The 25,638-nt window shown below is 59.5% G+C and carries 21 protein-coding genes; 9 read left to right on the top strand and 12 right to left on the bottom strand.

Features of this window, described 5'->3' with window-relative positions; translation table 11 throughout:
* Nucleotides 1-146: 146 nt before the first annotated feature.
* The gene (locus tag ACW5XC_RS06335) at nucleotides 147-755 is read right to left on the bottom strand and encodes a 2OG-Fe(II) oxygenase (protein ID WP_019445550.1); all 609 of its coding nucleotides are present in this window, start codon (nucleotides 753-755) and stop codon (nucleotides 147-149) included.
* A 349-nt stretch (nucleotides 756-1,104) separates the two neighbouring features.
* Between ACW5XC_RS06335 and ACW5XC_RS06330 the strand changes: the two genes are divergently transcribed.
* Both ACW5XC_RS06330 and ACW5XC_RS06325 read left to right on the top strand, forming a co-directional pair.
* Nucleotides 1,105-1,581, top strand: coding sequence for a glutathione peroxidase (locus ACW5XC_RS06330; RefSeq protein WP_042055737.1), 477 nt, complete (start codon nucleotides 1,105-1,107; stop codon nucleotides 1,579-1,581).
* A gap of 182 nt (nucleotides 1,582-1,763) precedes the next feature.
* A complete protein-coding gene (locus ACW5XC_RS06325) occupies nucleotides 1,764-3,167 on the top strand; it encodes a DEAD/DEAH box helicase (RefSeq protein WP_042055734.1) in 1,404 nt (467 codons plus the stop codon).
* 111 nt (nucleotides 3,168-3,278) lie between these two features.
* Here ACW5XC_RS06325 and hutW read toward each other — a convergent pair whose 3' ends face one another.
* Nucleotides 3,279-4,640, bottom strand: a complete 1,362-nt coding sequence (gene hutW, locus ACW5XC_RS06320) for a heme anaerobic degradation radical SAM methyltransferase ChuW/HutW (RefSeq protein WP_042055731.1) — start codon at nucleotides 4,638-4,640, stop codon at nucleotides 3,279-3,281.
* Nucleotides 4,641-4,896: 256 nt separating this feature from the next.
* On the opposite strand from hutW, the gene ACW5XC_RS06315 reads away from it, so the two are divergent.
* The gene (locus ACW5XC_RS06315) at nucleotides 4,897-6,492 is read left to right on the top strand and encodes a methyl-accepting chemotaxis protein (protein WP_040066376.1); all 1,596 of its coding nucleotides are present in this window, start codon (nucleotides 4,897-4,899) and stop codon (nucleotides 6,490-6,492) included.
* 100 nt (nucleotides 6,493-6,592) lie between these two features.
* Here the strand turns inward: ACW5XC_RS06315 and aroG are convergent, their stop codons facing one another.
* From aroG to ACW5XC_RS06290, 5 genes are all read right to left on the bottom strand, one after another.
* A complete protein-coding gene (gene aroG, locus ACW5XC_RS06310; protein WP_005337046.1) occupies nucleotides 6,593-7,648 on the bottom strand; it encodes a 3-deoxy-7-phosphoheptulonate synthase AroG in 1,056 nt (351 codons plus the stop codon).
* Nucleotides 7,649-7,868: 220 nt separating this feature from the next.
* Nucleotides 7,869-9,152 (bottom strand): 3-phosphoshikimate 1-carboxyvinyltransferase, encoded by a 1,284-nt coding sequence (gene aroA, locus ACW5XC_RS06305; protein ID WP_042055728.1) that lies wholly within the window; start codon nucleotides 9,150-9,152, stop codon nucleotides 7,869-7,871.
* Nucleotides 9,153-9,378: 226 nt separating this feature from the next.
* Nucleotides 9,379-10,467, bottom strand: coding sequence for a 3-phosphoserine/phosphohydroxythreonine transaminase (gene serC, locus ACW5XC_RS06300; RefSeq protein WP_005345045.1), 1,089 nt, complete (start codon nucleotides 10,465-10,467; stop codon nucleotides 9,379-9,381).
* Between the two features lie 225 nt (nucleotides 10,468-10,692).
* Nucleotides 10,693-11,619 (bottom strand): electron transfer flavoprotein subunit alpha/FixB family protein, encoded by a 927-nt coding sequence (locus ACW5XC_RS06295; protein WP_042055725.1) that lies wholly within the window; start codon nucleotides 11,617-11,619, stop codon nucleotides 10,693-10,695.
* On the bottom strand, nucleotides 11,616-12,368 hold the full coding sequence (locus ACW5XC_RS06290) for an electron transfer flavoprotein subunit beta/FixA family protein (protein WP_042055722.1): 753 nt from the start codon (nucleotides 12,366-12,368) through the stop codon (nucleotides 11,616-11,618). The genes ACW5XC_RS06295 and ACW5XC_RS06290 overlap by 4 nt, the downstream gene beginning before the upstream one ends.
* A 169-nt stretch (nucleotides 12,369-12,537) precedes the next feature.
* Between ACW5XC_RS06290 and ACW5XC_RS06285 the strand changes: the two genes are divergently transcribed.
* From ACW5XC_RS06285 to ACW5XC_RS06275, 3 genes are all read left to right on the top strand, one after another.
* The gene (locus tag ACW5XC_RS06285; RefSeq protein ID WP_042055721.1) at nucleotides 12,538-14,181 is read left to right on the top strand and encodes an electron transfer flavoprotein-ubiquinone oxidoreductase; all 1,644 of its coding nucleotides are present in this window, start codon (nucleotides 12,538-12,540) and stop codon (nucleotides 14,179-14,181) included.
* A gap of 293 nt (nucleotides 14,182-14,474) precedes the next feature.
* A complete protein-coding gene (gene corA, locus ACW5XC_RS06280; protein WP_005337059.1) occupies nucleotides 14,475-15,422 on the top strand; it encodes a magnesium/cobalt transporter CorA in 948 nt (315 codons plus the stop codon).
* A gap of 148 nt (nucleotides 15,423-15,570) precedes the next feature.
* Nucleotides 15,571-16,032 carry a DUF2919 domain-containing protein gene (locus ACW5XC_RS06275; protein ID WP_042055717.1) on the top strand — a complete coding sequence of 154 codons (462 nt, stop codon included), beginning with the start codon at nucleotides 15,571-15,573 and terminating at the stop codon, nucleotides 16,030-16,032.
* A gap of 12 nt (nucleotides 16,033-16,044) precedes the next feature.
* Here the strand turns inward: ACW5XC_RS06275 and ACW5XC_RS06270 are convergent, their stop codons facing one another.
* Nucleotides 16,045-16,764: a hypothetical protein gene (locus ACW5XC_RS06270; RefSeq protein WP_408649421.1), complete on the bottom strand. Its 720-nt coding sequence runs from the start codon at nucleotides 16,762-16,764 to the stop codon at nucleotides 16,045-16,047.
* 295 nt (nucleotides 16,765-17,059) lie between these two features.
* Here ACW5XC_RS06270 and ACW5XC_RS06265 point away from each other — a divergent pair, with 295 nt between their 5' ends.
* Together ACW5XC_RS06265 and ACW5XC_RS06260 are read left to right on the top strand one after the other, a co-directional pair.
* Nucleotides 17,060-17,611: a lipoprotein gene (locus ACW5XC_RS06265; RefSeq protein ID WP_042055713.1), complete on the top strand. Its 552-nt coding sequence runs from the start codon at nucleotides 17,060-17,062 to the stop codon at nucleotides 17,609-17,611.
* A gap of 195 nt (nucleotides 17,612-17,806) precedes the next feature.
* A complete protein-coding gene (locus ACW5XC_RS06260) occupies nucleotides 17,807-19,804 on the top strand; it encodes a hypothetical protein (RefSeq protein ID WP_042055712.1) in 1,998 nt (665 codons plus the stop codon).
* Nucleotides 19,805-19,888: 84 nt separating this feature from the next.
* Here ACW5XC_RS06260 and glgC read toward each other — a convergent pair whose 3' ends face one another.
* Complete coding sequence (gene glgC / locus ACW5XC_RS06255; RefSeq protein WP_005337070.1) at nucleotides 19,889-21,163, bottom strand: glucose-1-phosphate adenylyltransferase; 1,275 nt, start codon at nucleotides 21,161-21,163, stop codon at nucleotides 19,889-19,891.
* 189 nt (nucleotides 21,164-21,352) lie between these two features.
* Here glgC and ACW5XC_RS06250 point away from each other — a divergent pair, with 189 nt between their 5' ends.
* Complete coding sequence (locus ACW5XC_RS06250) at nucleotides 21,353-22,993, top strand: EAL domain-containing protein (RefSeq protein ID WP_042055710.1); 1,641 nt, start codon at nucleotides 21,353-21,355, stop codon at nucleotides 22,991-22,993.
* Here ACW5XC_RS06250 and ACW5XC_RS06245 read toward each other — a convergent pair.
* The 3 genes from ACW5XC_RS06245 to ACW5XC_RS06235 form a co-directional block, all read right to left on the bottom strand.
* Nucleotides 22,956-23,450: a hypothetical protein gene (locus ACW5XC_RS06245; protein WP_042055706.1), complete on the bottom strand. Its 495-nt coding sequence runs from the start codon at nucleotides 23,448-23,450 to the stop codon at nucleotides 22,956-22,958. The genes ACW5XC_RS06250 and ACW5XC_RS06245 overlap by 38 nt on opposite strands.
* A 163-nt stretch (nucleotides 23,451-23,613) precedes the next feature.
* Nucleotides 23,614-23,976 carry a DUF2750 domain-containing protein gene (locus tag ACW5XC_RS06240; RefSeq protein ID WP_005337077.1) on the bottom strand — a complete coding sequence of 121 codons (363 nt, stop codon included), beginning with the start codon at nucleotides 23,974-23,976 and terminating at the stop codon, nucleotides 23,614-23,616.
* 180 nt (nucleotides 23,977-24,156) lie between these two features.
* The gene (locus ACW5XC_RS06235; protein WP_005337079.1) at nucleotides 24,157-25,461 is read right to left on the bottom strand and encodes an inosine/guanosine kinase; all 1,305 of its coding nucleotides are present in this window, start codon (nucleotides 25,459-25,461) and stop codon (nucleotides 24,157-24,159) included.
* Nucleotides 25,462-25,638: the final 177 nt, after the last annotated feature.

The following is a 25,638-nucleotide window of genomic DNA, read 5'->3' as shown; positions in this document are numbered from 1 at the left end:
ATAAAAACCGGACGAAGCCAGATACGAACATAAGTGCGCGCCAGTGTAGCAAGGGAGATCAACCCTTGTCAGCTGATGGGAGACCCATGACCCCACTTCTTGCAGTGAAAAGTCTCCCCTGTGTCAAAATCGGGACACATTGCACCTCAGCGCGGGGGATCGACCCTTCCCATGCCGTTGCCATTGACCCGAAACCAGCCGGCAATGCTGTAGCGCTCCTGATTGGCAGGCAGTACCTCGTGGGGAAACTCCTCGGAGAGAAACATGACCAGCCGCCCCCCCTTGGGGCTGACATCCATCAGAAATTGCTCCTTGTCGTCATACATGCGCAGCACTCCACCCGCTTCGGGCAGCCAGTCGTTGTTGAGGTAAAACACGGTGGTAAGACGGCGGTTGGAACGACCGGCAAAGGCATCCCGATGGGTGGCGTAAAAATCCCCGCTGCGATAGCGGGCGAAGTGGGCCTCGTAGTCGAACAATCCCAGCATCAGCATCCGGTTGGCGGCAAGACGCAGGGACTCCATCCGGGCGAGGTAGTCAGCCACCGGCGCACCGAGGGAGGGCTCCAGCCAGTGGATCTGGTCACGGCGAATGTCGGGATTGCCCTGATGCAGGGCGTCACGGCCGATCCCGGCCGGTTGCCATTCGCCTGGCAAACAGGCTTTAAGGGCATCCACCTCGGCGGCGGTCAAAAAATCATCCACTATCACCCATCCCCGGGTGTAAATGGCATCCATGGCAGCTTGATAGTCCAAGATTGGCTCACAATGAGTGGAAATAGGGCGCTTTGTAGCGACTTACCGGCAAAGTCACAAACCGGTTTGCTTCTCTTGAGAAGTCCCAACATCAATACGCGAGTTGCTGCTCGCCTCCCCGCTTTTTATCGCCAGTTGTGATCCCGCTCCGCCAACAGGCGTGTTGGATGTCGAAACTGTGATGGCCCTTGCAATCGGGACGAGGAGGCGCCGCGGCCTCCTTGCGGTGCCAAGAGCCAGCCGATACCGTATCCGCATCGCCATGTTGCTGTTCATCCGGCGCTTGTCTCTGTCACCGACCGAACCACTCACGGCACAACCCGCGCATCACCCACGAAAGGATCTTCATATGCCTCTGCCCGATCTCACTTTGCAACGACTGGATGGAACCCCCTACCCGCTAACTCAACTGGCGGGCAAGGTAGTGCTGGTGGTCAACGTGGCCAGTCGCTGCGGCTTTACTCCCCAATATGAAGGGCTGGAAACGCTCTATCGGGAGCTCGGCCCCAAGGGGCTGGTGATTTTGGGCTTCCCCTGCAACCAGTTCGGTCAGCAGGAGCCGGGGGATGCGGACGAGATCGCCCGCTTCTGCTCCCTCGACTATCCGGTCACCTTCCCCATCATGGCCAAGTGCGATGTCAACGGTGAGCATGCCCACCCCTTCTACCGGTGGCTCAAGCAACAGAAACCGGGATTTCTTGGGCTGGAAAACGTCAAATGGAACTTCACCAAGTTCCTGATCGACCGCGATGGCAACGTGGTGGAGCGTTTCGCCCCCCAGGCCAAACCGGAGAGTCTGGCCGAGCAGATCCGCGAGATACTCTGACTCTCCTGAGCCGTTTTACGCCACTGCGTTGAACGATTGTGTGGCGGCCGGTGCGACAGCTACTGCGCAGCGGCCGCTCTTTTGCTATATTACGGCCCCACTATCTTTTCCATATCGTGGCTGGCCCCAACATGCTGGCTGCCCGTTGAGCCAAAGGCTCATCTCAGGAGTTTCTCTCGAACATGTCATTCAACGAACTGGGTCTGTCTCCGCATATTCTGCGGGCCGTCAAGGAGCTGGGTTACGAACAGCCAACCCCCATCCAGCAGCAAGCGATTCCGGCCATTCTGGCCGGTCAGGATGTGCTCGGCGGCGCTCAGACAGGCACAGGCAAAACGGCCGGTTTCACCCTGCCGATGTTGCAGCGTCTGCTGGCCAACCACGGTCGTGGCCGTCGTCAGGTGCGCGCACTGGTACTGACCCCGACCCGTGAACTGGCGGCACAGGTGGGCGAGAGCATCATCAAGTATGCCCACCACCTGCCGTTCAAGACTCTGATCGCCTATGGCGGTGTCAGCATCAAGCCCAATCTGGACGCCATCAAGCTGGGGGTGGACATTCTGGTCGCCACCCCGGGCCGTCTGCTGGATCTGCTGACCCAGGGCGCCCTGACCCTGAGCCAGCTGGAAGTGCTGGTGCTGGATGAAGCGGACCGCATGCTCGACATGGGCTTTATCGTCGACATCCGCCGCATCATGAAGGCGCTGCCTGCAGAGCGGCAAACCCTGCTCTTCTCTGCCACCTTCTCAAACGACATCAAGGCGCTGGCGGACGATCTGCTGAACGACCCCACCCTGATCGAGGTGGACCCCAGCAATACTGCCGCCGAGCAGGTGACCCAGCGCATCATTCAGGTGGATCGGGAACGCCGCCGCGAGCTGCTCTCCCACATGATTGGCCGTGGCAACTGGCAGCGGGTGCTGGTGTTTGTCCGCACCAAGCAGATCGCCGACCGCCTCGCCCAGCAGATGCAAAAAGATGGTCTCAATACCGTGGCGATCCACGGTGACAAGAGCCAGGGAGCCCGCAACCGGGCGCTGGCCGATTTTCGCAGTGGCGAGGTGCGGGTGCTGGTAGCGACCGATATCGCCGCCCGCGGTCTCGATATCGATCAACTGCCCTACGTGATCAACTTTGAACTGCCCCAGATGGCGGAGGATTACATCCACCGTATCGGCCGCACCGGCCGCGCCGGTCGTGGCGGCGAGGCCATCTCGCTGGTCAGTCAGGACGAGCTGGGTCAGCTCAAGGCGATCGAAGCCCTGATCGGCCAATCCCTGACCGTGGAGATCCTGGAAGGGTATGAGCCAAGCGGCAAGCCGAGTCGCCAGACTCTGCCGGGCAGCAAGCCGGTGCAGAACCCGCCTCGGGCTCGCGGTCATGCCAACGCCAAGAGCAGCAATGCCAAGGGCAAGCCAGCCGCGGGCAAGGGCAAAGCCAAGGGTGACGCCAGCAAAAATCCTGCCCAGGCTCCTCAAAACAAGTCCCGCAAGCGGGAAGTTGTGGGCGAGGATATCGGCTTTGCGCCAATGCGCCGCTTGCCCAAAGCAATGCGCGACAGCTATCAGGAGAGCAGCGACGAGTAAGCTCGCGCGACGCTAACTGCCAAGCCAAAAGAGGGGGCCTGCAAGGCTCCCTCTTTCGTTATGGATCGCTCGGAGCCATGCAAGTGCTCCGTGCAAATGCTCCGCTCGGGCTCAAACCAGCGAATGGCGTACCGCGGCAGTACCATGGCTGGGCGGCGCAGAACCATCAAGCGGATTGAGCTGCAAGAACTCGAACAAACCAGCCTGCATATTGACGTTCCAGAAGCGTCCGGCGAGGGTGAGTTGCAACCGTGTGCTCTCGATCTCGGCCAGCCCGTGCTGCTGCCAGGCGGAAAAAAGCGGCATCAGATGGGTCAGCAAAGGCGCTGGCAGACGATCCAGCGCCAGCACACCGCTGTCGAGGGCGCCACGCAGCAGACCGTCCATCCTTGCATTGGGATTGCGCCCCATCACCATCCCGGGCGCCCGCTTGCCACTGGCCAGCGCATCGTGCCAGGGGGCCAGATCCCGCCCATACATCAAGCCGTGACCAAGAATACTGCCCCCCGCACCGGCACCAAAAGGGAGGATCTCCGCACCGCGCTTGGCCATCTGGTTATAACGACTCTGCTCGGCCGGACTGCGCCGCCAGTGGCTGCAAGATAGACGCTCCCAGCCGTGGGCTTCCAGTTGCGCCCCGCCATAGGCATACATGGCCGCCCGCTGCTGGCCATCGGCGAGCCAATCCAGGGTGCCCTTCTCCTGCGCCCGCTCCAGATTGGTGCCCTGCATGGCGATGAGCTGATAGAGATCGACCCCGTGTACACCGCTCGCCATCACATCGCGGATATCCTGCTGCCACACGGCATCATCCTGACCGGGCAGACCAAAGATGAGATCCGCCACGATCACAGCCGCATCATCCCGGGTCAGCTCACCCAGACGGGTCAGTAGCGTCTCCCTGTCATCGAAACGGGCCGCCTGCTGACGCACCCGGGTATCAAAGCTCTGCACCCCGAAGGAGAAGCGGTTGAAGCCCCCCGCCAACGCCACCTGCCATTTCTCATCATCAAAGCCGTTGAGGCGCCCCTCCAGCGTCACCTCGGCATCCGCCGCCAGCGGAAAACGGCGGATCACGGCGGCCAGCATGGCCAGCTCGTCGGCGCTCATGTCGGTCGGCGTACCGCCCCCTACATAGACGGCTGAAAACGGCATGCTCTGCGCCAGCGGGGTGTCAGCGGCCTGCGCAAGGGAGGCGCACAAAGCGTTGACATAGCGGTTGATCCGCGCCGGGTTGGCGCCATTTTCAAAGAAATTGCAGAAGCTGCAGCGCTTTCGGCAAAACGGAGTGTGGATGTAGAGGGCGCGCTCCTCAGCTTCACTCTCTCGCTGCCACCAGCTCTGCCAGCCAGCCTCATCCAACGGGAAGGGGCGCATCCCTCCCCGACTGGCGTGAGCCGAAGTCTTGGCGCTAAAAGCAAACTTGAGGGGATCCGGCGTGGCAATGCCGGTCATGGAAGGGGTCAGATTCATGATGGTCACTATTATCAGCAAATAATGACAATGATAACGATTATCGTTACCGGCAATTTGTTCTGGATCAACCCGAGGAGCAGCGCCCCTCCCGAAAGGCATTTTGGCAACCTGCATTACCGATCTGCTTAACAGATTATTTACTCAAGAGTGGTTATCGTGTGCCGATAGAGAACCATCTCCCGCCGTTTCTTCGTCTACGATCAAGATGATACGGGATCACATAACAACACCAAGCGCATGGAACTTGCCCAAAATGCATAACCTCTCCTTGAACTGGAAAATATTCCTCCCTCTTGCGCTGGTCATCAGCACTACCTTTGGCCTCTGCTTCGAACTCTCCGCTTGGCTGCAACGGGATCTCGCCATCCGGCTGGCAGAGGAGAAAGTTGAGAGCATGGCCAACACCTATATGGATCAGGTGAACGTGCTGATGATGACAGGTGGCATGGCCAACCGGCAGATAGTGCAGACCAAACTCAAGAGTGAAGCGGGCATCGTTGAGGCCCGTCTGGTGCGCGCACCAGCAGTAAGCAACCTGTTTGGCCCGGGTCATCCGGATCAGAAAGCGCAGGATCCCCTCGATGAGCGTGCCATCAATCAGGGCGAAGCCATTCTGGAGCAGCAGGGCAACCGGCTCACCCTGATCAAACCGTTCAAAGCCTACAAGGAGTATCGCGGCACCCAGTGCCTCACCTGTCATCAGGTCAATGAGGGGACCGTGATGGGGGCTGTGCGGATCAGTTATGACCTCAGCCACACCTTCGGCGAGATCCGCCACAACAACCTGATCCTGAGTGGCAGCCTGGCCGCCGTCTTCAGCCTCGGCTTCGGCTTGCTCTGGTGGGTATTGCAACGCTACGTGAAACACCCCCTACGCCAGTTGCAACTCACCATGATCCGGATGGCCAAAGAGCGCGACCTCGCCCTCCCCCTGGTCAATGACAGCCGGGATGAACTGGGCCAGATGACCCGCGCCGTCAATGACATGGTGCAGGGATTCCGCCACAGCCTGCAGGAGGTGGAAGGGGCAACCCACCAGCTCTATCAGGAATCAAACCAGATCCGTCAAGTGGCGACCCAGACCGAAAACTCGGCCCGCCAGCAAGAGGGGATGACCACCCAGGTTGCTGCCGCCGTCAGCGAGCTGGCCGCCAGCTCTCATGAAGTGCGCGAACATGCCCGCCATAGCGCCGAGCTCTCCGCCCTCACCAATCAGGATGCCGCCGACACCAGCCGCCTCGCCCAGCACTCCATCACCGATATGGGCGAGATGTCGGCAGAGATCGATCGGGTGGATCAGGTGATCCAGCAGCTCGACAGCCGCTGCCTGGCGGTTGACGGTGTGCTCGAGGTGATCAAGGGAATTGCCGATCAGACCAACCTGCTGGCCCTCAACGCTGCGATTGAAGCGGCCCGGGCAGGTGAGCAAGGCCGTGGCTTTGCGGTGGTGGCCGATGAAGTGCGGGCCCTCTCCAACCGCAGCCGCGCCGCCAGCGAAGAGATCTCACAGATGATCGCCGCCTTGCAAAATGAGGCCCAGAGCGCAGTTACGGTGATCGGGGATGCAAAAAGCAAAGCCGATGAGAGCATCAGCAAGACCGAAGCGACCCTGGCAGCCATGCAGAACATCATCGAGCGCATCGCCCGCATCAATGACCTCAACGCCCAGATGGCCCAGTCGGCCGAAGAGCAGGACAGGGTCTGCCATGAGGTAGACAGCTCGGTGAGCGATATTCGCAACACCTCCAACGACACCCTGGGTCAGGCACACGCCGCCAACCTCGCCAGCATTCAGCTGGTGGAGCAGTGCCAGAAACTGGAAGCGCTGCTGAAAACCTACCGCTGGTAATCCACTTCACATATGAAAAAGCGCGACCCGAGGGTCGCGCTTTTGCTTTATGGATTCGATTTGGCCAAACGGCCACTTGCTGTTCCAGCGGCGGATAGCTTTAACGGGCGTTACGGGTTGCGACGGCATCCGCCAGGTTGCGCAGCAACACTTCGGTATCAGCCCAACCGATGCAGGCATCGGTGATGCTCTGACCGACGGTGAGTTCACACCCTTCCACCAGATCCTGACGCCCTTCCACCAGATGGCTCTCCACCATCACACCAAACACCGCTTTGCTGCCGGCACGCAACTGACCGGCTACATCTTCAGCCACCACCATCTGGTTCTTGAACTGTTTGCTACTGTTGGCGTGACTAAAGTCGATCATCACCTTTTGCGGCAGACCGGCCTTCTCCAGCCCCTTCACTACCTCGTCCACGTGGGCGGCGCTGTAGTTTGGCTCACGACCACCACGCAGAATGATGTGACAGTCCGGGTTGCCGCGGGTCGCCACGATGGCGGAGTGACCGTATTTGGTGACCGACAGGAAGTGGTGTGGCGCACTGGCAGCGCCAATGGCATCAATGGCAACCTTGATGGTGCCGTCAGTGCCGTTCTTGAAGCCCACCGGGCAGGAGAGACCGGAGGCCAGCTCGCGGTGTACCTGGGATTCGGTAGTACGGGCACCGATCGCGCCCCAGCTCATCAGATCCGCCACATATTGCGGGGTGATCATGTCGAGGAACTCGGAGGCAGTCGGCAGTCCCATGTCGTTGAGATCCAGCAACAGCTTGCGACCAATGCGCAGACCGTCATTGATCTTGCAGCTATTGTCGAGGTACGGATCGTTGATCAGCCCCTTCCAGCCCACTGTGGTGCGCGGTTTTTCGAAGTAGACCCGCATCACGATCTCCAGCTGACCTTTCAGCTCGTCGCGCAATGCCTTGAGGCGCTTGCCATACTCCAGCGCGGCAACCGGATCATGGATGGAGCAAGGACCAATCACCACCAGCAGACGATCATCTTCGCCAGCCAGGATATTGTGAATGGCCTGACGGGATTCAAAAACGGTGGACGAGGCCACCTCGGTAGCCGGAAACTTCTCAAGCACCGCAACCGGGGGTAATAACTCTTTGATTTCACTGATACGAACGTCGTCGGTTTGATGCTGCATGACAAGGCTTCCTGCTAGATGACTGCGATTAGGAAATCTCAACATAGCCCGCGACAACGCATGTGTAAATAGGAAATTACAGCAATCACAAAACTATTTTATATGACAATCTTGCAAGTTATTGAAATGATGCTAAGCGAAATGACGATACTGGTGAGGAAGGCAAAAAGGCCCGCTCAGCGCGGGCCAGAAGCGTCGGTGATGACGGGTTTGTCAGTGATCAGCCACGCTGGCTGATACTGGCCAGCTTGTCGAAGTAATCCGGGAAGGTCTTCGAGGTGCACTTGGGATCATTGATGGTGACCGGGGTATCCGACAACGCCACCAGCGAGAAGCACATGGCGATACGGTGATCGTTGTAGGTATCGATCTCGGCATGCTTGAGCTGGGTCGGCGGGGTCACGGTGATAAAGTCATGCCCCTCCTCCACTTCGACGCCCAGCTTGCGCAGCTCGGTCGCCATGGCGTGCAGACGATCGGTCTCCTTCACCCGCCAGTTGTAGATATTGCGAATGGAGGTCGGCCCCTCGGCAAACAGCGCAGCAACGGCGATGGTCATGGCCGCATCGGGAATATGGTTCATGTCCATATCCACTCCGTGCAGCGGTGCCTGCTCCGCCTCGATAAAATCATCGCCCCAGGTGATGCGCGCGCCCATCTTCTCCAGCACATCGGCGAAGTGAATATCACCCTGAATGCTGTGCTTGCCGATACCGGTGACCCGCACCTTGCCCTTGATGGCGCCCGCCGCGAGGAAGTAGGAGGCGCTGGAGGCATCCCCTTCCACCAGAAAATCACCCGGGCTGATGTAGGTCTGGTTGCCCTTGATGTAGAACAGCTTGTAGTTGTCGTGCTCGATGACCACCCCGAACTGCTTCATGATGTGCAGGGTGATGTCGATGTAGGGCTTGGAGACCAGCTCCCCCTTAATGTGGATCCGGGTATCACCGGCCGCCATCGGCGCCGCCATCAGGAAGGCGGTCAGAAACTGGCTGGAGACGGAGCCATCAACGTGCACATCGCCGCCCCACAGCCCCTTGGCATCCACCACCAGTGGCGGATAACCATCGTGTTTCAGGTACTGGATATGGGCACCTGCTTCACGCAGGGCATCCACCAGATGGCCGATGGGACGCTCTTCCATGCGCGCCTCGCCGCCCAGAGTATATTCACCTGAGCCGAGGCATAGCGCGGCGCAGAGCGGTCGCATGGCAGTACCGGCGTTGCCGAGGAACAGATTGACCGGCTCTTTCACCGCAAAGCTGCGACCCAGACCCTGCACTGTACACTCGGTCTTGTCGGCGGAGAGCTTGTACTTGACCCCGAGCTGGGTCAGCGCAGCCAGCATATGACGAATGTCATCGCTGTCGAGCAGGTTGGTCAAACGGGTGGTGCCACGAGCCAGCGCCGCCAGCAGCAGCGCACGGTTAGAGACACTCTTGGAGCCGGGCAGATTGACCTCTCCGGCTACACGAGAAATGGGTTCCAAACGCAACGAATTCATAGACTTCCTGTGCTATCTCAAAAATAAACGCCTGTCCGGACGTTAACAGCCTGCGTCCCGCTCGGCAAGGGCACTTTCAGGGGAAATCGCACGGCAAACGCCAGCGCGCTGGTTCTGTTGAAAAAAAGACGCCGGGGTATCCCCAGCGTCTTGAATCATTGCAATAGCTGGAAGCGGCTCACGAGATGTCACGAGAGGCCACCAGCAAACAGGTGGAGCTCTCTTCTCAGCCGTGACGCTTGGCAAAGCCATCCATAAAGCTCACCAGGGCCTTAACACCCTCCAGCGGCATAGCGTTGTAGATGCTGGCACGCATGCCACCGACAATGCGGTGTCCTTTGAGGGCCAGCAGGCCAGCCGCTTCCGATTCTGCCAGGAACTGCTTGTCCAGCTCGGCATTTTTCAGCTGGAACGGGATGTTCATGCGCGAACGGCAGCTGACATCCACCTGATTGCCGTAGAAGCTCGACTGATCGAGATAGTCATAGAGGAAGTCTGCCTTCTCCTTATTGCGCGCTTCCATCGCCTCGAGGCCACCCTGTTCCTTGAGCCACTCGAACACCAGACCGGCCAGATACCAGGCGTAGGTGGGCGGCGTGTTGAACATGGAGTCGTTCTTGGCAGTGAGCTTGTAGTCGAAAATCGAGGGGACATCGGCTCTCGCCTGATCCAGCAGATCATCGCGCACGATGGCGATGGCAAGCCCGGACGGCCCGATATTTTTTTGGGCACCAGCATAGATGATGCCAAAGCGGCTCACATCGAGAGGACGGGAGAGAATGGTGGAGGAGAGATCTGCTACCAGCGGCACCTCGCCGGTGGCCGGGATGTCGAACATCTCGATGCCGTCAATGGTTTCGTTCGGGCAGTAGTGAACATAGGCCGCATCGGCGCGAAACGCCGGGGTCGGCAGCAGGTGGGAGATCCCCTGCTCGTTCTTGGCAACCCCCTGAAAGGTCTGGATATCGCCATACTTTTTGGCTTCATCCACCGCGCTCTGAGACCAGACACCGGTCAGCAGGAAGTCCGCTTTCTTGTTGGCCCCACCCAGCAGGTTCATGGGCACGGCGGAGAACTGACCGCGGCCGCCACCGTGCATGAAGAGCACCTTGTAGTTGTCCGGCACTGCCAGCAGCTCGCGCAGATCCGCTTCGGCCTTCTCGGCAACCGCCATGTAGGGCTTGCCACGATGGGAAAGCTCCATGACCGAGGCTCCCAGCCCCTGAAAATTACAAAATTCGCGCTGGGCGCGCTCCATGACTTCAACCGGCAGCATGGCGGGGCCGGCGCAGAAGTTGTAAATCTGTTTGCTCATGACGCTTTCCGTGAGTGGATGAGAGTAATCGATGACTTGTCAGGTTTTACACAAGAGCCGTCACAGGATCAAAGGCTTTTTGGGAGCTGGCTCAACCTTTTACCATCACTCTGCATCCCCCTTGCAGTAGAAAAAGCCCTGAACGGGTCAGGGCTTGCAGGGAACATGCACAGAAATGGCGGGCAGAGCGCATAAACGACCACAGCCCAGCCATTTCTGACAAATTTACAGTTTGGCGGTGAGCTCCGGCAGCAGAGTGAAGAGATCCCCCACCAGCCCGTAGTCCGCCACCTGAAAGATGGGGGCGTCGCTGTCCTTGTTGATGGCAACGATCACTTTCGATTCCTTCATCCCCGCCAGATGCTGGATGGCCCCCGAAATGCCGACCGCGATATAGAGCTCGGGCGCCACCACCTTGCCGGTCTGCCCCACTTGCAGATCGTTGGCGACATATCCCGCATCAACGGCGGCTCGCGATGCCCCCACGGCACCGCCCAGCTTGTCGGCCAGCGCTTCTATTAAAGCAAACTGCGTCTTGGAGCCCAGTGCCCGGCCACCGGAGACAACCACCCGGGCGGCGGTCAGTTCGGGCCTGCTGGAGCGCACCGCGCGGCGCTCGACCAACCGGGTACGACCAGCGAATTCGGGCACGGCCAAGCGTTCGATGGGAGACTGCCCGCCCGTCGCCGCCTTGGCAAACGCGGTGGCCCGCACCGTCATCACCTTGACGGGTGCCGAGCTTGCCACTCTGGCGATGGCATTGCCCGCATAGATGGGGCGCTGGAAAGTGTCGCTGCTCTCGATAGCCGTCACCTCGGAGAGCATCTCCACCCCGAGCCGAGCCGCTACTTGTGGCAGCAGCGCCTTGCCCATGGTACTCGCCGCCATCAGGCAGTGGCTGTAACCTTCGCACCAGCTGGCCAGCAGCTTGTCGACCCCATCCAGCAGCCCGTCGGCCAGCAGGGGATGTTCGGCAAGCAGAACCTTGTCGACACCGCCAATGGCAGCCGCCTGTTCACCCGCCTCGGTCAGCCCCTGCCCCAGCAACAGCAGGTCAACCTGACCGCCGATTGAGCCGGCTGCGGTCACCAGTTGTGCCACGTTGTCGGCCAGATGGCCTTGATGATGTTCGGCAATGATCAGCACGCTCATGGCAGCACCTTCGCTTCGTGTTTGAGTTTGTCCACCAGCTCGTCCACCGAGCCCACCTTGATCCCGGCGCTGCGGGCTGGCGGCGCCATCACCCCGAGCAAGCGGGTCTGATTGGCCACCTCAACGGCGAGTGTCGAGAACGGGGCGCTATCAAGCGGCTTGCGCTTGGCCTTCATGATGTTGGGCAGCGAGGCAAAGCGCGGTTCATTCAAACGCAGATCGGCGCTTACCACCGCAGGCAACGGCATGCCCAGGGTCTCTAGGCCACCGTCAATTTCGCGAGTCACCAGCAGTTCTCCCGCTTCCACCTTGAGGGAGGACGCGCAGGTCGCCAGCGGCCAATCATTGAGGGCAGCCAGCATCTGGGCCACCTGATTGTTGTCTGAATCGATGGACTGCTTGCCGAGCAGCACCAGATCCGGCAGCTCCTGCTCACACACCTTGTGCAAGGCGCGGGCGACAGTCAGCGGGGTGAGCGTCTCATCGGTGACATAATGCAGCGCCCGATCCGCCCCCAGCGCCAGCCCATGGCGCAGTTGCTCGGCGGCAGCGTCAGGGCCAAAAGTCACCACCACCAGCTCGCTGGCGATACCCGCTTCCCGCAGCCTGACCCCCTCCTCCACCGCAATTTCACAAAAGGGGTTGATCCCCATCTTCACATTGGCGAGCTCCACGTCGGAGCCGTCTCCCTTCACCCGGATCTTGACGTTGTAGTCGACTACCCGTTTGATTGCGACCAGCAGCTTCATGGGGTCATGCCTCGTCTCTTTGGATTGAATTCATTAGTGTGCCTCTGCGTTTGTTGCAGTACGCTCTTCCCTGATTTTTTGCTTTTTCTTGCTCAGTTTTGCTTACAACTGCTTTACGTTTACGTAAACTACCAGCATTACCCTAGGCCAACCAGAGCGCAGAGGCAAGATGGAACGGGAAGCAATGGAATTTGATGTCGTCATCGTCGGCGGCGGTCCGGCGGGGCTCAGTGCAGCCATCGCCCTGAAACAGCAGGATGCCACTCTCTCTGTCTGTCTGCTGGAGAAGGGAGCGGAAATTGGCGCCCATCTGCTCTCCGGCGCCCTGTTTGATCCTGTCGCCTTGCAAGAGCTGCTGCCGGATTGCTGGCAGCAAGCGCCGCTCGGCGTACCGGTCAACGACGATCAGGTGCATCTGCTGCAAAGCGAGCAACGCTCCCTGCAACTCCCCGCCTGGGCGGTGCCGCCACGGATGCACAATGAGGGCTGTCACATCATCAGCCTCGGCAATCTCTGCCGCTGGCTTGGCCAACAGGCGGAAAAACTGGGAGTCGAAATATACCCTGGATTTACCGCCAGCGAACTTATCATGGACGCGGGCCGGGTCAAGGGGGTCATCACCGGCGATCTGGGGCTGGATCGAGCGGGCAATCCGAAAGCTGATCATGTGCCCGGCATGGCACTGCTCGGTCGCTACACCCTCTTTGCCGAAGGGGCCCGCGGTCATCTCGGCAAGCAGCTGATCGCCACATTCAATCTGGCAAGCCCTGCCCAGCCCCAGCACTATGCCATCGGCTTCAAGGAGCTGTGGCAACTGCCTGCTGGCCAAGGCAAAGCGGGACAGGTGCTGCACGGCAGTGGCTGGCCCCTTGGCAAGCAGGGGGGCGGCAATAGCCACGGTGGCTTCTATCTCTATCACATGGAGGGGGATCAGGTGGCAGTCGGGCTGATTGTCGATCTCAACTACCAGAATCCCTGGCTCAGCCCGTTCGACGAATTCCAGCGCCTCAAGCATCACCCGCTTATCGCTGGCGTGTTGCAAGATGGGGAGCGCATCAGCTATGGCGCACGCGCCATCACCAAGGGGGGCTGGCACGCCCTGCCCCGCATGCACTTCCCGGGCGGCCTGCTGATCGGTTGTAATGCGGGCACCCTCGACTTTTCCCGCATCAAGGGGATCCACACCGCCATGAAGTCCGGCATGCTGGCGGCAAAAACCGTCGCGATGGCCCTGCGGGGGGGCGATGAAGGGGGCCGGGATCTGGCCCTGTATGATGACGAGCTGCACCAGAGCTGGCTGGCCCGCGAACTCAAGGCGGCGCGCAACTTCGGCGCGGCGCTTCATCGCTATGGTCCCTGGTTGGGCGGTGTCTTCAACTGGCTGGAGCAACGGCTGTTTGGCGCAAACTCGCCCTTCAAACTGCTCGATAAGGCTCACGATTACCGTCAGCTGCGCGTGGCCAGCCGCTGCGAGCCCATCCATTACCCCAAACCCGATGGCAGACTGAGCTTTGACAAGCTCTCGTCTGTGTATCTGGCCAACACCAGTCACGACGAGGATCAGCCTTGCCACCTCAAGCTGCAGGACGAGCGCATTCCGGTCGAGGTCAATCTGCCCACCTGGGCCGAACCCGCCCAACGCTACTGCCCGGCAGGGGTGTTTGAAGTGCTTGAAATGGAAGGCGCGGCCAAACTGCAGATCAACGCCGCCAACTGCATCCACTGCAAAACCTGCGATATCAAGGACCCCAGTCAAAACATTATCTGGACGCCACCACAGGGGGGCTCCGGGCCCAATTATCCGAATATGTGATGAAGCGGGGCAGCGGCAACAAGCAGCCCCAGCTAGCCCTCCCCCAGCCAAAGGCTGGGTTCTACCCCGCATAGCCGCTCAGGTGATCCGACCTCGCTGTTTTTTTGAACAAACAAGCTGAATCCCTGATGAATAGCCCCTGACAAGCGCGGCCCTCCCCTGTATAGTTCGCCGCATTCAGGTTTTCCATCGGCCCGATCTGCTTATCCACGGGATCGCCTTCTGCAGCGATCTAAGGCCGCATGACCTGTGCAACCATCCCTGATTACCCATGACTTTTTAAGGGGGGACAGATGATCACCGCCTACATTCTCAACAACAAGGTGCTGGACATAGTCACGCTCGGGCCTGACGACATAGTACCTGACAACACGGTCTGGCTGGATGCCTACAAGCCGGACACGGCAGAGCGAGAATGGTTGACGGGCCTGTTCCTGGAAGAGGTCCCCGACAAGGAAGAGCTCGACGACATCGAAGCATCCGCCCGTTTTTACTGGGATACCGATGGTCTGCACATTCACTCCCTGTTTCCCCAGCGGATCGGTCGTGACACCAAGGGTGTCCACGTCTCCTTTACCCTGCGCAACAACCTGCTGATCAGCATTCGTGAAGATGACATCGGGCTGGTGCGCCTGCTGCGCCACTATATGCGCCAGGATCGGCTGGAGGTGGAGGATGCCCTCGACATCCTGCTGGAGGTGCAAAACCTCAAGGTGGAGTACCTCTCCGACCTTATCGAAGATGGTTACAAAACGTTGGAAAACACCGCCGATCAGATCTTCGAGCCGGATCAGATCAACCCCATGCTCAAGGAGTTGATGGCGCAGGAAGAGGCCAACGGCCAGATCCGTCTCTCTCTGCACGATACCCGCCGCGCCCTGCGTTTCCTCAAACGCAGCCTGCGCCAGCGCATGAGCCTTGAGCAGAACAAGTGGATCGACGAGATGCTGCACGACGTGGAGTCTCTCTTGCCCCACACCCAGTTCCTGTTCGACAAGATCAACTTCCAGCTGGAGGCCTCCATGGGGGTGACCAATCTGGAGCAGAACAAGGTGATCAAGATCTTCTCGGTAGCCGCCGTGATCTTCCTGCCGCCGACCCTGATCGCCAGTATCTACGGTATGAACTTTGGCCGCATGCCGGAGCTCGCCTGGGAGTATGGTTATCCCATGTCACTGGTGCTGATGGTGATGTCATCGCTCGGCACCGGCCTCTTCTTCAAGCGCAAAGGCTGGCTGTAACGTCGCCGACGCGCGCTGCGATATCTGAAGAAACGGATTGGGGGGCATGGCCCCCCGATTAATTTGCGCCACGCCCAACGCCTTGCAAAGGACGCTTCGTCGCCTCATATCCCCTTCATCACTCAATTCAAGTGGATAACGGGCAACCATGACCCTCTACCCCGAACACCGATATGACGATCACGGCCAGTTGCGCCCGCCCCTCTGGTTCTGGCCCATCGCCCTGTTGCTGACCCGCTCGGTCTGGCTCTTTCTGATGGCGGGAGTGACCCGCGAGAGCGGCAGCGAGATCCTGACCCTCTTTTATCCGGACAAGATCACCCTCTACATCAGCCTGCTGACCGACGTACCTGCCATGCTGGCGTTGCTCGCCTGCGGGGGCACCTATCAGCAGACCCAGAGCATTCGCGCCAGACTCCGTCGCCACAGCCCGCTGCTGCTGCTCTGCTCTGCCGTCAGCGGCCTGCTGATGCAGTTGCACAACCTCAATCTGCAGAAGTGGTCATTCAGCTGGCCCACCGCACTGGTGCTGGTCGCCAGCCTCTGGGCGCTCTGGTATCTGCTGCGCAGTCGCCAGCTACGGGAATATGCCGCAGATCAGCCCCACTGACGGGGCTGACACCTATTGACGAGTGACCCGGATCTGCAGGGTCTGGCGCTCGCTCTGGCTGCCTCGCCCCCCCTGTAGCTGGGTACCGAGGCTGCTCCCCTGATCCGCTGAGCTGGTCGAGAGCTCCCCCACCGTCAGCCACTGGCCCGGGGCCCCGCTCACCTCGGTGGCACTCTGCCCACGATTGATGGTGCCCTGATCCAGCCGCGCCTGTTCGCTGCTCAGCGCAATCTGCACCCGATCGCCAATCAAGGTGGCCGTGGCATAGAGGCCGTTCACCAGCGGCATCATCCCCACCACGGCGCCCCCGTTCCACTGATAGAAGGTCACCGGCTGATAGGAGCCCATCTGCAGCAGCACGGGACGGCCCGACAGCCCGCGCACCTGCCAGCTGTCGTTCTGGCTGCGCTGGTACTGCCGGGCATTGCCATCAAGCAGCCACTGCCGCTTGGCCTCGTCGCGACTGATTGAGCCCCCCAGTTGCTGACCGCTGGCGGCACCATCGACCCGCCACTCGATAAGCAGGTTTTGCGGTGGCTGGTTGATCTGCGTCAGCGTGGCTTCGGCCTCCTGCAGCTGGGCTGGCGTCCCGCTCAGCACCAGCTGATTCCCCATGGCGCTGACCCCAAGCTGGGGATAGATCTCCTTGAGGGTCTGCACCGCCGCCTGCGCCTCGAAGACCGGGATCACTTTCACCTCGGCCCACAGCGACGGGCTCCAGAGTCCCATCATGCAGCCAAGCCACAGCAGCGCCCTGCGGCCAATCTTGCCCATCCGAACCATTGCGCTCTCCTCGTTCTCTGTTCTCTTCTTGTGCTCCGCTCAGGCTACTCGGCTCAGACGTGGCCCAACGCCTGCAGCCAACTGATCGGCACTACTCGATTCATCCGTTGATGATGAACCCGGCGGTTGCCAAAAAACAATCGGGAATGCAGCAACTCCGTGATTTCCCACGGTATGAGGCTCTCATTCCACGCCCGTTATCGCGTAAGATAGCGCCATCATAGTTGCCCAAGCGGAATCCATCATGTTGAAACAGCTGTTGTTACTCCCCCTCGCCCTGCTGCTGGGGGCCTGCTCCCTGACCCAGTACAACGTCAGCGAGGCCGAAATCAACCAGTACCTCAAGGATCAGGTCTCTTTTGAAAAACAGCTGGGGATCCCCGGTATCATGTCGAGCAAGATCCGTCTGGACGAGATGCAGAGCCGTATCGGCCGCAAACAAGCAGATCGCATCGAGCTGGACGCCGCTGGCGACCTGCAGGTGAGCAGCCCCCTTGGCAGCCAGCAGATGAAGATCCGCTTTGCCCTGAGTGCCCGCCCCGACTATGTGGCCGATCAGGGCGCCATCTATCTGCGCGATCTTGAGCTGCTCTCGGTCAAGACCGAGCCGGCCGATATCGGGGCCGCCCTCACCCCGCTGCTGCCCACCTTCAATCAGTCGCTCTCCCTGTTCCTGTCGCAGACCCCGGTCTATCGCCTCGACAGCAGCCGCAAGAACGAAGCCAGGATCAAGGAGAAGGTCGAAGCCCTCAAGGTGGAGCCTGGCCGTCTGGTCATCCCGTTCAAACTGCTCTGATCCCCACCGCAGCGGCACTTTCAGCGCAATAAGCAGATAACCGTCCTCTTCGACAGCGCACATCCGGTTCAACGTGCAGCCGAATGGAGCGGTTTTTTACTTCTCAAGTCCCCGTCAACACAGCATAATGCTGACCATTCTCATTTAGATTCGTCATGAGAAGCGTCAATAATAAAACCAATGGTGAGAAGGGACATGAGAAAAACCGTACTGGTTCAGGCGATCGCCTGCGCACTGATTAGCGGCGCCGCACACGCTGCCGTCAAAGTCGAAGACAAGACATTCAATACCGCCGCCAACATGCTGGCCTATACCGAATTCGAGCTCTCCGGTGAGCCGCTGGCCGAAGCGCTGGGGCTGGATCTGGATGTGCTGGATGCCAACCGTGCCGATGAGCCGACCCCGTTCGACTTCGCTGCCGGCATCGAATCCTACGAATACTCCGAAGAGGCGATGTACGCCCTCAACTACCAATCCGGTATGGGCCCTCATCTGGTGAACGGGCCGCAAAACCTGGCCCGTGGTGGTACCATGGCCTCTCTGGGGCAACGGGTGCTGGCCATGGCCGATGCCGTTGGCTTCCCGGCTGATGAAGTGCCGCAGGGCATGTATCCCCTCTCCCTGCCCTACGCCTCCGCCAATCCGGAGTTTGCCCAGGCCGTCAACGCCACCCCGGTCAATGGCGACCAGATCACCATCAAGACCGCCAAAGGGACCGAGAAAACCGTCAAGACCCAGGTGCCCGCCTACTTCCGCGACTACAGCACCCTGCGCTGGAGCGGCAGCGACAACCTGCTGGTGCCCGCAGCGGTGGGCGGCATCCTGCTCAAAGAGGTGATGTGGTCCCAGGACTTCCTCGGCGGCATGCACGTGGCCGAGACCGATGAAGAGGTAGAAGCCGCCTCCGCCACTATGGATCAGGATGGCAAGCACAAGCTGGGCGTCTCTGCCGCTGACGGCTTCAACGGCATGATGCTGACCGAGCAATCCATCGACAAGCTGGCCATCATGCAGAACCAGCTCGGCTTCGATAGTAAACAACTGGGCGCCAAAATCACCCCGCAGTACGATCCGGCCAAGGGCGTGATTTACTTCCCCCATCAGGTGAAAGTGACCGAAACCAGCAGCAACGATGCCGGTGCCATCGGCAAGCTGGAGGTGGTGGATGGTTCCGCCCAGCTGCGCGATGCCTGGATGATGCTGTGGCCGCTCTCCGAGTTCTATGCCTTCAGCGATCAGCGCAGCGCTAACACCAACCAGAACCCGGCCTTCCACGCCGTGTTTGACGGTGCGCCGTTTGCCACCGCACCGGCTGCCAACAAGACCAATGACCTGGACAAAGCCGTTGCGGGCAGCGATGCCTTCTCGCTGGCGATCAATCTCTCCAACCTCACCTTCAAGAACCTGGCGGCCCTGCACTTTGATGCCAAGGCTGGCACCCTGGTCGACAGCTGGCAGGCAGGCAAACAGGGCAAGCACGTCACCACCTTTGACGCCGCTTACGCACTGGTCGCCCTGCAGATCTTCCAGCGCGCTCAGGACGCGCTGCCGGTCGGTTACGCCGCCGGTGACAATGGCGAGCTGAACCTCAAGACCAAGCAGGGTCAAGAGGCGCTCGACTTGATCCGCAAGCAGGCCGATTTCATCCTTGCCAACCTCAAGGGCAAAAATGGTCTGGTGCATGACGGCATCACCCTGGGTGGCAAGCTCGATGCCGGCTACTCCATCGATGCGCAGTTCGCCGCCATCCGTGGTCTGACTGCTGCGTTCCTCGCAACTTCCGATGCCAAATACCGCACCGCCGCGCGCGAGCTGTTTATCGCCGCTGACAAGGCCTATTTCAGTGCGAAAGCGGGTACCTGGCTGGCTGGCAAACAGGGCGAGTACACTCCCTGGACCCAGGCTGCCATCTCCGGCGCCCTGCGCTCTGCCATGCTGAACCTGCGCAACGAAGGGGCCGAGAAGGCGCCCGAGCTGGAGCTGGCCAAGCTGACCGGTCAGTACGTCAGCTGGTTCCGTGGCACCGTCAACGGTGGCATGCAGATGGCCGAGTGGATCGGTGACTCCGGCGAGAACATCATCGAAGGTGCCGGCAGCGACACCGATGAAGATGGCGTACCGCAAGTGACCGCCGCCGGTGGCAAGCACGGCACCGCCATGGTGATGGCCGCCAAAGCGGTGGTTAGCGAATAATCCTCGCCATTCACCAGCATGAAAAAGGGAGCCAGTTTGGCTCCCTTTGCATTACAGCGTCTGATACAGTTTCAAGGGCCTTCCTCAAACCAGCTTGTCCAGCATCTCCTTGGTCACCAGCACAATCCCCTGCTCGGAGCGGTAGAAGCGGCGGCTATCCTCATCGGCATTCTCGCCCACCACCAGCCCATCGGGCAGCACACATCCCTTGTCCACCACCACCCGGCGCAGACGGCAACCGGCGCCAATCTCGACCCCGGGGAAGATGATGGCCTGATCCAGGGTGCAGAAGGAGTGCACCCGCACATTGGTAAAGAGCACCGAGTTGAGCACGAACGACCCGCTGACGATGGTACCGCCCGAGAACATGGAGTTGATGGTCATGCCATGCTGACCATTGCGATCCTGCACGAACTTGGCCGGTGGCGTCAGGGTCTGGCTGGTCCAGATGGGCCAGTTCTGATCGTAGATATCGAGCTCGGGCAGCACGGAGGCGAGATCCATGTTCGCTTCCCAGAAGGAGTCCAGCGTACCCACGTCACGCCAATAGGGCTTTTGCCCCTCGCGTGCCCCGACACAGGACATGTTGAAGGGGTGCGCAAAGGCCATCCCCTCCTCCACAATGCGGGGGATCACATCCATTCCGAAGTCGTGTTTGGAGTCCTGATTGTGAATATCCTCCTCCAGCAGTTGGTAGAGGTACTCCGCCTCGAAGATATAGATTCCCATGGAGGCCAGCGAGCGATCCTCGCAACCCGGCATGGCAGGCGGATTGGCCGGTTTTTCGACGAAGGCGCGGATCTTGCGCTGCTCGTCGATATCCATGATCCCGAAGGCGGATGCCTCTGCCCGCGGCACTTCGATGCAGGCTACCGTCACCTTGGCACCGAGGCGTACATGGTCGAGCAGCATGGCGGCGTAATCCATCTTGTAGATATGATCCCCAGCCAGCACCACCAGGTATTTGGGGCCGTAGTCACGAATGATATCGACATTCTGATAGATGGCATCGGCGGTGCCGCGATACCAGTGCACCTCGTCCACACGTTGCTGGGCAGGGAGCAGGTCGATGAATTCGTTCATCTGGTAACGCAGGAAGGACCAGCCCGATTGCAGGTGACGCAGCAGGCTGTGAGATTTGTATTGGGTGACTACACCAACGCGGCGGATCCCCGAGTTGATACAGTTGGAGAGCACAAAATCAATGATCCGGAATTTGCCACCGAAATGGACGGCAGGCTTGGCGCGGTTGTCAGTCAACTGCTTCAGGCGACTGCCACGTCCACCCGCCAGCACCAGTGCCATACTCTGGTTCAATAATTGTCGTGCTTTGGCACTATTTTCGGGCTCTAACAACATGATTTACCTCTGCCTTGTTTGATCTATTTTCAACTCATCTTCGCCTGTTTCGGCACCTGTGAAAGTGGTTTCACTCACATTTAACCGATCTCAATTGACCCTTTTCACCGAGTTGCGAGGAATAGCATGCTTTGCTCCGCCAGCTTGGTTAAAATTCCCCCACAAAGCAGCCACTTCAAGGATGACAAGATGGTTCACAAGCTCGGACGTACCCTCTTTCTGATCGCCACCATAGTGACCATACCCCTGCTGCTCCTGCAAGCAGTTTGGTTAGCCCTGCAGAGCACACCGCTCACTTTGGCCATTATTCTGGCCACCACACTGCTTGGCATGATCCTGCTGTTGATGCTGGCCATCCGCACCATGGATGGCATGCTCCAGCATCAGGAGCTCACCTGGGTCAAGGCGATCAGGGGGCGGGACCCCTCACAACTCGATGAGCCCGCCTCCCAGGAGGTGCTGCAACAGCTGCTGGAGCAGTTCGAAAGCGCCGAGCAGAGCGCTCATCGCCAGCTGACCGAGCTCAGCAACCTGGCCACCACCGACGAGCTGACTCAGCTACTCAACCGCCACGCGTTTCGCCGCGACATGACCGAGTTGCTGCAGCGGGATCAGGACACCCAGACCGCGACCCTGGTGCTGATCCGTGCCACCGAGCTTGGCAAAATCAACGCCCAGCGCGGCTTCCAGTCTGGTGATGCCTACATCAAGGACATGGCGGCCCTTATCAAGCGGGTGGTAAGCCGCTTCCCGGGCAATCAGGTCTACCGCATTTCGGGGGCCGATTTCGCCGTACTGGTGCAACCGGTGGCCAATATTCCTCCCCATCTGCTGGGGCAGGATTTGAAGGTGGCCTTCGATCACTATCAGGATCAGCACGAGCTGGAGAGCACCGGTTACTCGGGGCTGACCAAGCTCAGCAGCGGCCAGAAAATTGAAGCCGTGCTGGCCAGAGCGGATCTGGCGCTGGCTCGCGCCCAGACCGAAACCATCAACGGCTGGGCCATCCAGCAGGATGACAGCGCCTCCGATCTGCAGGGGCAACACCATTGGCGCGATGTGCTGACAGAAGTGCTGGCGCAGGAGCGGCTCAGCTTTACCTACCAGCCGATCCAGCCCCTGCACCGCAGCATGCTGGCTTACAACGAGATCTACACCCGCTTCAGCGGCAATGATGGCACTGCCCTGCCCACCGACACCCTGTTTGCCATGGCCCAGCGGCTGGATATGGTGATGCGGCTGGAGCAGCTGGTCATTACCCACATCATGCGCCAGTACCGGGCCTTTGGTGCCAACCAGAGTCGCTGGGGGATCAACCTCTCCCCCAACCTGCTGCAAAACAGCGCCTTCCTGATCTGGCTTGACCGCCAGTTGCTCAAAGATCCCAATACCAGCGCCAATCTGGTGTTCGAACTGGATGAAGAGCATCTGGAACGCAACCTGACCGGTGCCAAGCGGGTATTTGAACTGCTGCGCCGCAATGGCAGCCGCTCGGCGATCGCCAATTTCGGCAAGGGGATCGGCTCCTTTACCCTGTTTCGCGAGCTCAAGCCCGACTACATCAAGCTGGACCCTGCCCTTATCACCGGGCTGGAGCAGGATCAGACCAACCAGCAGTTCGTGCGGATGATCGTCGATGTATCACATCGGATGGGGTGTCAGGTCATTGCTGAGGGGGTGGAACAGCTTGGCCAGAAACAGCTGCTGCAGGGGATGTACGTGGATGGCTTGCAGGGCTATCTGATCGCCCGGCCGCAACCGTTGCGACCGGATATCAGCCAGCTGGGGCTCTTTACTGAGGATGCTTCAGCTTCAACAGGGTCAGAATGATGTCATTGAGCTGGCGATAGCGCTCCAGCTCTTTCTGATCGTAACGGGTTGCCAGGGTGGTGGGGTTGTGGCGATTTTTGAGGTAACGGTTGATCTGCAACCGGTTGAACCCCGCCACCTGATAGACCTGGCCAAGCAGGGTATTGAGCTCATCGTGCTCCAGACCGGCTCTGGCCAGATAGTCACCATCGGCGGGACTCTCGGTCTGGTGACTCCACTTGCCAATGCGACCACTCTCCTGCAGATAGCTGAGCCACTGCTCGATATAGAGGGGTTTGCACCCCGCCAACAGGTTGAAAAAGCCCACTGCATCGCAACGACAACCGCTCAGAAGCACGACCGCCAGCTGATCGTCATCGCACTGGAAGGTCACTGGTCCGGCTTGCGCCCAATCCAGCGCCTGCACCCGAATGCTGGCCTTCTCACCCGCAGCTCCCGTTACGTCGAATACAAACATGGCGCTCCTCCCTTGGCAAAAGGTTGATGATGGACCATCCCCCTGACAGGTGCAAAGGCAAATCGGCTTTTAACTCATCAATCGGGCCATTCGACCATAAAAAAGACCGGCACCCTCACGGGGCCGGTCTTTGTCCCGATGGCCTGCATCAATGGAGGCGCTTTCAGGCGTCCAGCTCAACCAGTGCCTTGGCCAGCTCGATAGGTTCGAGCTCCTGACCTTCCAGATCGGCGTTCCAGTTCGGGCCGACCAGCACATCATCTTCATCCAGATCGTTGATCCAGATATCGAGAAACTCTTCCAGATCGATCACTTCCGGCTCGTAATCGGCCCACTCGTCGACGCAGTGCAGACGGGCGTCCTCTTCGGCAGACCAGAGCGGCATCACGTCGGCATCTTCAAATTCGGCGGAGCGACAGACGACCCAGTCTTCCCCATAGCGCAGACCCCACACCTGACCCGACTCGCGGACTTGTTCGATAAACAGTTGGAAATTGGCGTCAAGGTTGTCGTTAAGCATGCTCATGGGGTTCTCTCTTTCTTTCGGGTGCTGCGGCATTGTCGGGCGACAATACGATGGCCAAATGGTGTCGTAAAAGTGACATGGACTCAAGCATATTGGGGTTATTCCGGGAAAAAAGCCGGGATAACTCATATTTGCCTGCAAAAACGCCTCCCGATGGAGGCGTCTTGCAGATTCAGGAGATCAACGCTCCCAGTAAACCTCTTCCAGACTGTCCTCTTTCTCCGGCAAACCGCGGGAGAGACGGGGACTGCTCTGGGCCAACACCTCGTAGCTGACGCGGTTGGCGTATTTGCACACCTGGGCCAGTGAGGAGTAAGTCAGGAACTCGGAGATGTGCTTAGCGGAGTTGGGCACATTCATCCGGTGATAAGAGTTGGCCACCATGTCGTGCAGCACAGCGGAAAGGGCGCCATCCCCTGCCCCGTTGGTGTTCTTGATCTTCTCCGGGCCCCCCATGTACGGGGAGATGTGGGAGTAGATACGGGCCGGTTTACGGCACTTGGCACGGGCCATCGGGCGGCTGAACTCATACATGTTGAACTCGGGGATAACGCCGGGCAACAGGGTATGAGTGGTCTCGCGCTTGTAGTCCTCATCGGTGTAGCTCGCCATGTAAAGGCCGATGGGGCCTGCAGTACAGAGCACCATGTCGGCCCAGTCGAGCGCCTTGTCGGCCGCACCGAGCGGATCTGCGATGCCGGTCAGGGCCTCACCTTCGTCTTCGTTCATCGCCAGCACAGTCACGTTTTCGGCAATGAAGTCGCGCCACCACTGGGGATTTTCGTCGATGACGAAACGAGTGCCCAGGGTCAGCACCACGGGAATACCGGCCTCGCGGGCATAACGCACCGCAGTCATGGCCGCCTCTTTCATCGGATCACCATCGTCACCACGCACCAGATAGGCGGTGATCACCAGTGCTGACGCCCCCTTGATCACATCTTCCGGAATGTGCTGCACATCCAGCTGGTTCATCTTGCCGGCGTTGATGCCGAAGCTGCGCTCGCCGCACTCGGTGATGAAGGTGAAGCAACGGCCGATGGGGCCATCAACCGGCTGCAGATAGTCCAGATTGACGCGGGAAGAGGTGTTGCACAGATAACGGTAGGCGTAGCAGCCGATGCGAATATCCTGACTCATCACACCCAGCAGAATGGAGTGGGAATCGGCCAGTACCGAGTAGTTGTGTACCGTGTTGCCGATGGTGCCACCGGCAAACTCGCTCACTACCATGTTGTTGGCCTTGAGCTCGTCATAAATCCGTTCGGCTACATCGTCATTGATGACGACGGAGTGCCCCTTGCTCAGACCATAACGGGTCAGAAAGTCTTCATCCACATGGGCTTCAATATCAACCAGGGTCTGATCAATCCCGACCACGTAGGCTTTGCCCAGCTCGGTTAACAGGGGATTTTGCGGCACCAGGGGATCGCGTCTGTCGACAGGGAAGTAGTGTTTGGACTTGCGCTGACCGGGAAATTTCATGGCAATGTTCTGTGCTCTGGGGGAAAGAGGGGCGGGATTTTAACACAATCCGCCGCCCCGAAAAGTCGCCCTGTTTAAATAATGGAGTCAGTATAGACAAGGCTTGCAAGGAAAAACGTTTGCCTTTTCACCATAAAAAAACCACCCAACCCAGGGTGGTTCCATAGCATACAAAAG

The sequence above is a fragment of the Aeromonas sp. 25-AL00135 genome (assembly GCF_054052385.1).
The sequence above is the reverse complement of the archived record's forward strand: the minus strand, read 5'-3'. Positions and strand labels throughout refer to the sequence as shown.

Excerpts from the sequence above, each read along its gene's own strand:
- aroA (WP_042055728.1), bottom strand. The coding sequence starts at position 9,152 with ATGAATTCGTTGCGTTTGGAACCCATTTCTCGTGTAGCCGGAGAGGTC.
- hutW (WP_042055731.1), bottom strand. The coding sequence starts at position 4,640 with ATGAATCTGACCCCTTCCATGACCGGCATTGCCACGCCGGATCCCCTC.
- ACW5XC_RS06250 (WP_042055710.1), top strand. The coding sequence starts at position 21,353 with ATGGTTCACAAGCTCGGACGTACCCTCTTTCTGATCGCCACCATAGTG.
- ACW5XC_RS06330 (WP_042055737.1), top strand. The coding sequence starts at position 1,105 with ATGCCTCTGCCCGATCTCACTTTGCAACGACTGGATGGAACCCCCTAC.
- ACW5XC_RS06270 (WP_408649421.1), bottom strand. The coding sequence starts at position 16,764 with ATGATGGGACTCTGGAGCCCGTCGCTGTGGGCCGAGGTGAAAGTGATC.
- ACW5XC_RS06265 (WP_042055713.1), top strand. The coding sequence starts at position 17,060 with ATGTTGAAACAGCTGTTGTTACTCCCCCTCGCCCTGCTGCTGGGGGCC.
- ACW5XC_RS06290 (WP_042055722.1), bottom strand. The coding sequence starts at position 12,368 with ATGAAGCTGCTGGTCGCAATCAAACGGGTAGTCGACTACAACGTCAAG.
- ACW5XC_RS06315 (WP_040066376.1), top strand. The coding sequence starts at position 4,897 with ATGCATAACCTCTCCTTGAACTGGAAAATATTCCTCCCTCTTGCGCTG.
- ACW5XC_RS06235 (WP_005337079.1), bottom strand. The coding sequence starts at position 25,461 with ATGAAATTTCCCGGTCAGCGCAAGTCCAAACACTACTTCCCTGTCGAC.
- glgC (WP_005337070.1), bottom strand. The coding sequence starts at position 21,163 with ATGTTGTTAGAGCCCGAAAATAGTGCCAAAGCACGACAATTATTGAAC.
- ACW5XC_RS06325 (WP_042055734.1), top strand. The coding sequence starts at position 1,764 with ATGTCATTCAACGAACTGGGTCTGTCTCCGCATATTCTGCGGGCCGTC.
- ACW5XC_RS06285 (WP_042055721.1), top strand. The coding sequence starts at position 12,538 with ATGGAACGGGAAGCAATGGAATTTGATGTCGTCATCGTCGGCGGCGGT.
- ACW5XC_RS06275 (WP_042055717.1), top strand. The coding sequence starts at position 15,571 with ATGACCCTCTACCCCGAACACCGATATGACGATCACGGCCAGTTGCGC.
- ACW5XC_RS06240 (WP_005337077.1), bottom strand. The coding sequence starts at position 23,976 with ATGAGCATGCTTAACGACAACCTTGACGCCAATTTCCAACTGTTTATC.
- corA (WP_005337059.1), top strand. The coding sequence starts at position 14,475 with ATGATCACCGCCTACATTCTCAACAACAAGGTGCTGGACATAGTCACG.
- ACW5XC_RS06260 (WP_042055712.1), top strand. The coding sequence starts at position 17,807 with ATGAGAAAAACCGTACTGGTTCAGGCGATCGCCTGCGCACTGATTAGC.
- serC (WP_005345045.1), bottom strand. The coding sequence starts at position 10,467 with ATGAGCAAACAGATTTACAACTTCTGCGCCGGCCCCGCCATGCTGCCG.
- aroG (WP_005337046.1), bottom strand. The coding sequence starts at position 7,648 with ATGCAGCATCAAACCGACGACGTTCGTATCAGTGAAATCAAAGAGTTA.
- ACW5XC_RS06245 (WP_042055706.1), bottom strand. The coding sequence starts at position 23,450 with ATGTTTGTATTCGACGTAACGGGAGCTGCGGGTGAGAAGGCCAGCATT.
- ACW5XC_RS06295 (WP_042055725.1), bottom strand. The coding sequence starts at position 11,619 with ATGAGCGTGCTGATCATTGCCGAACATCATCAAGGCCATCTGGCCGAC.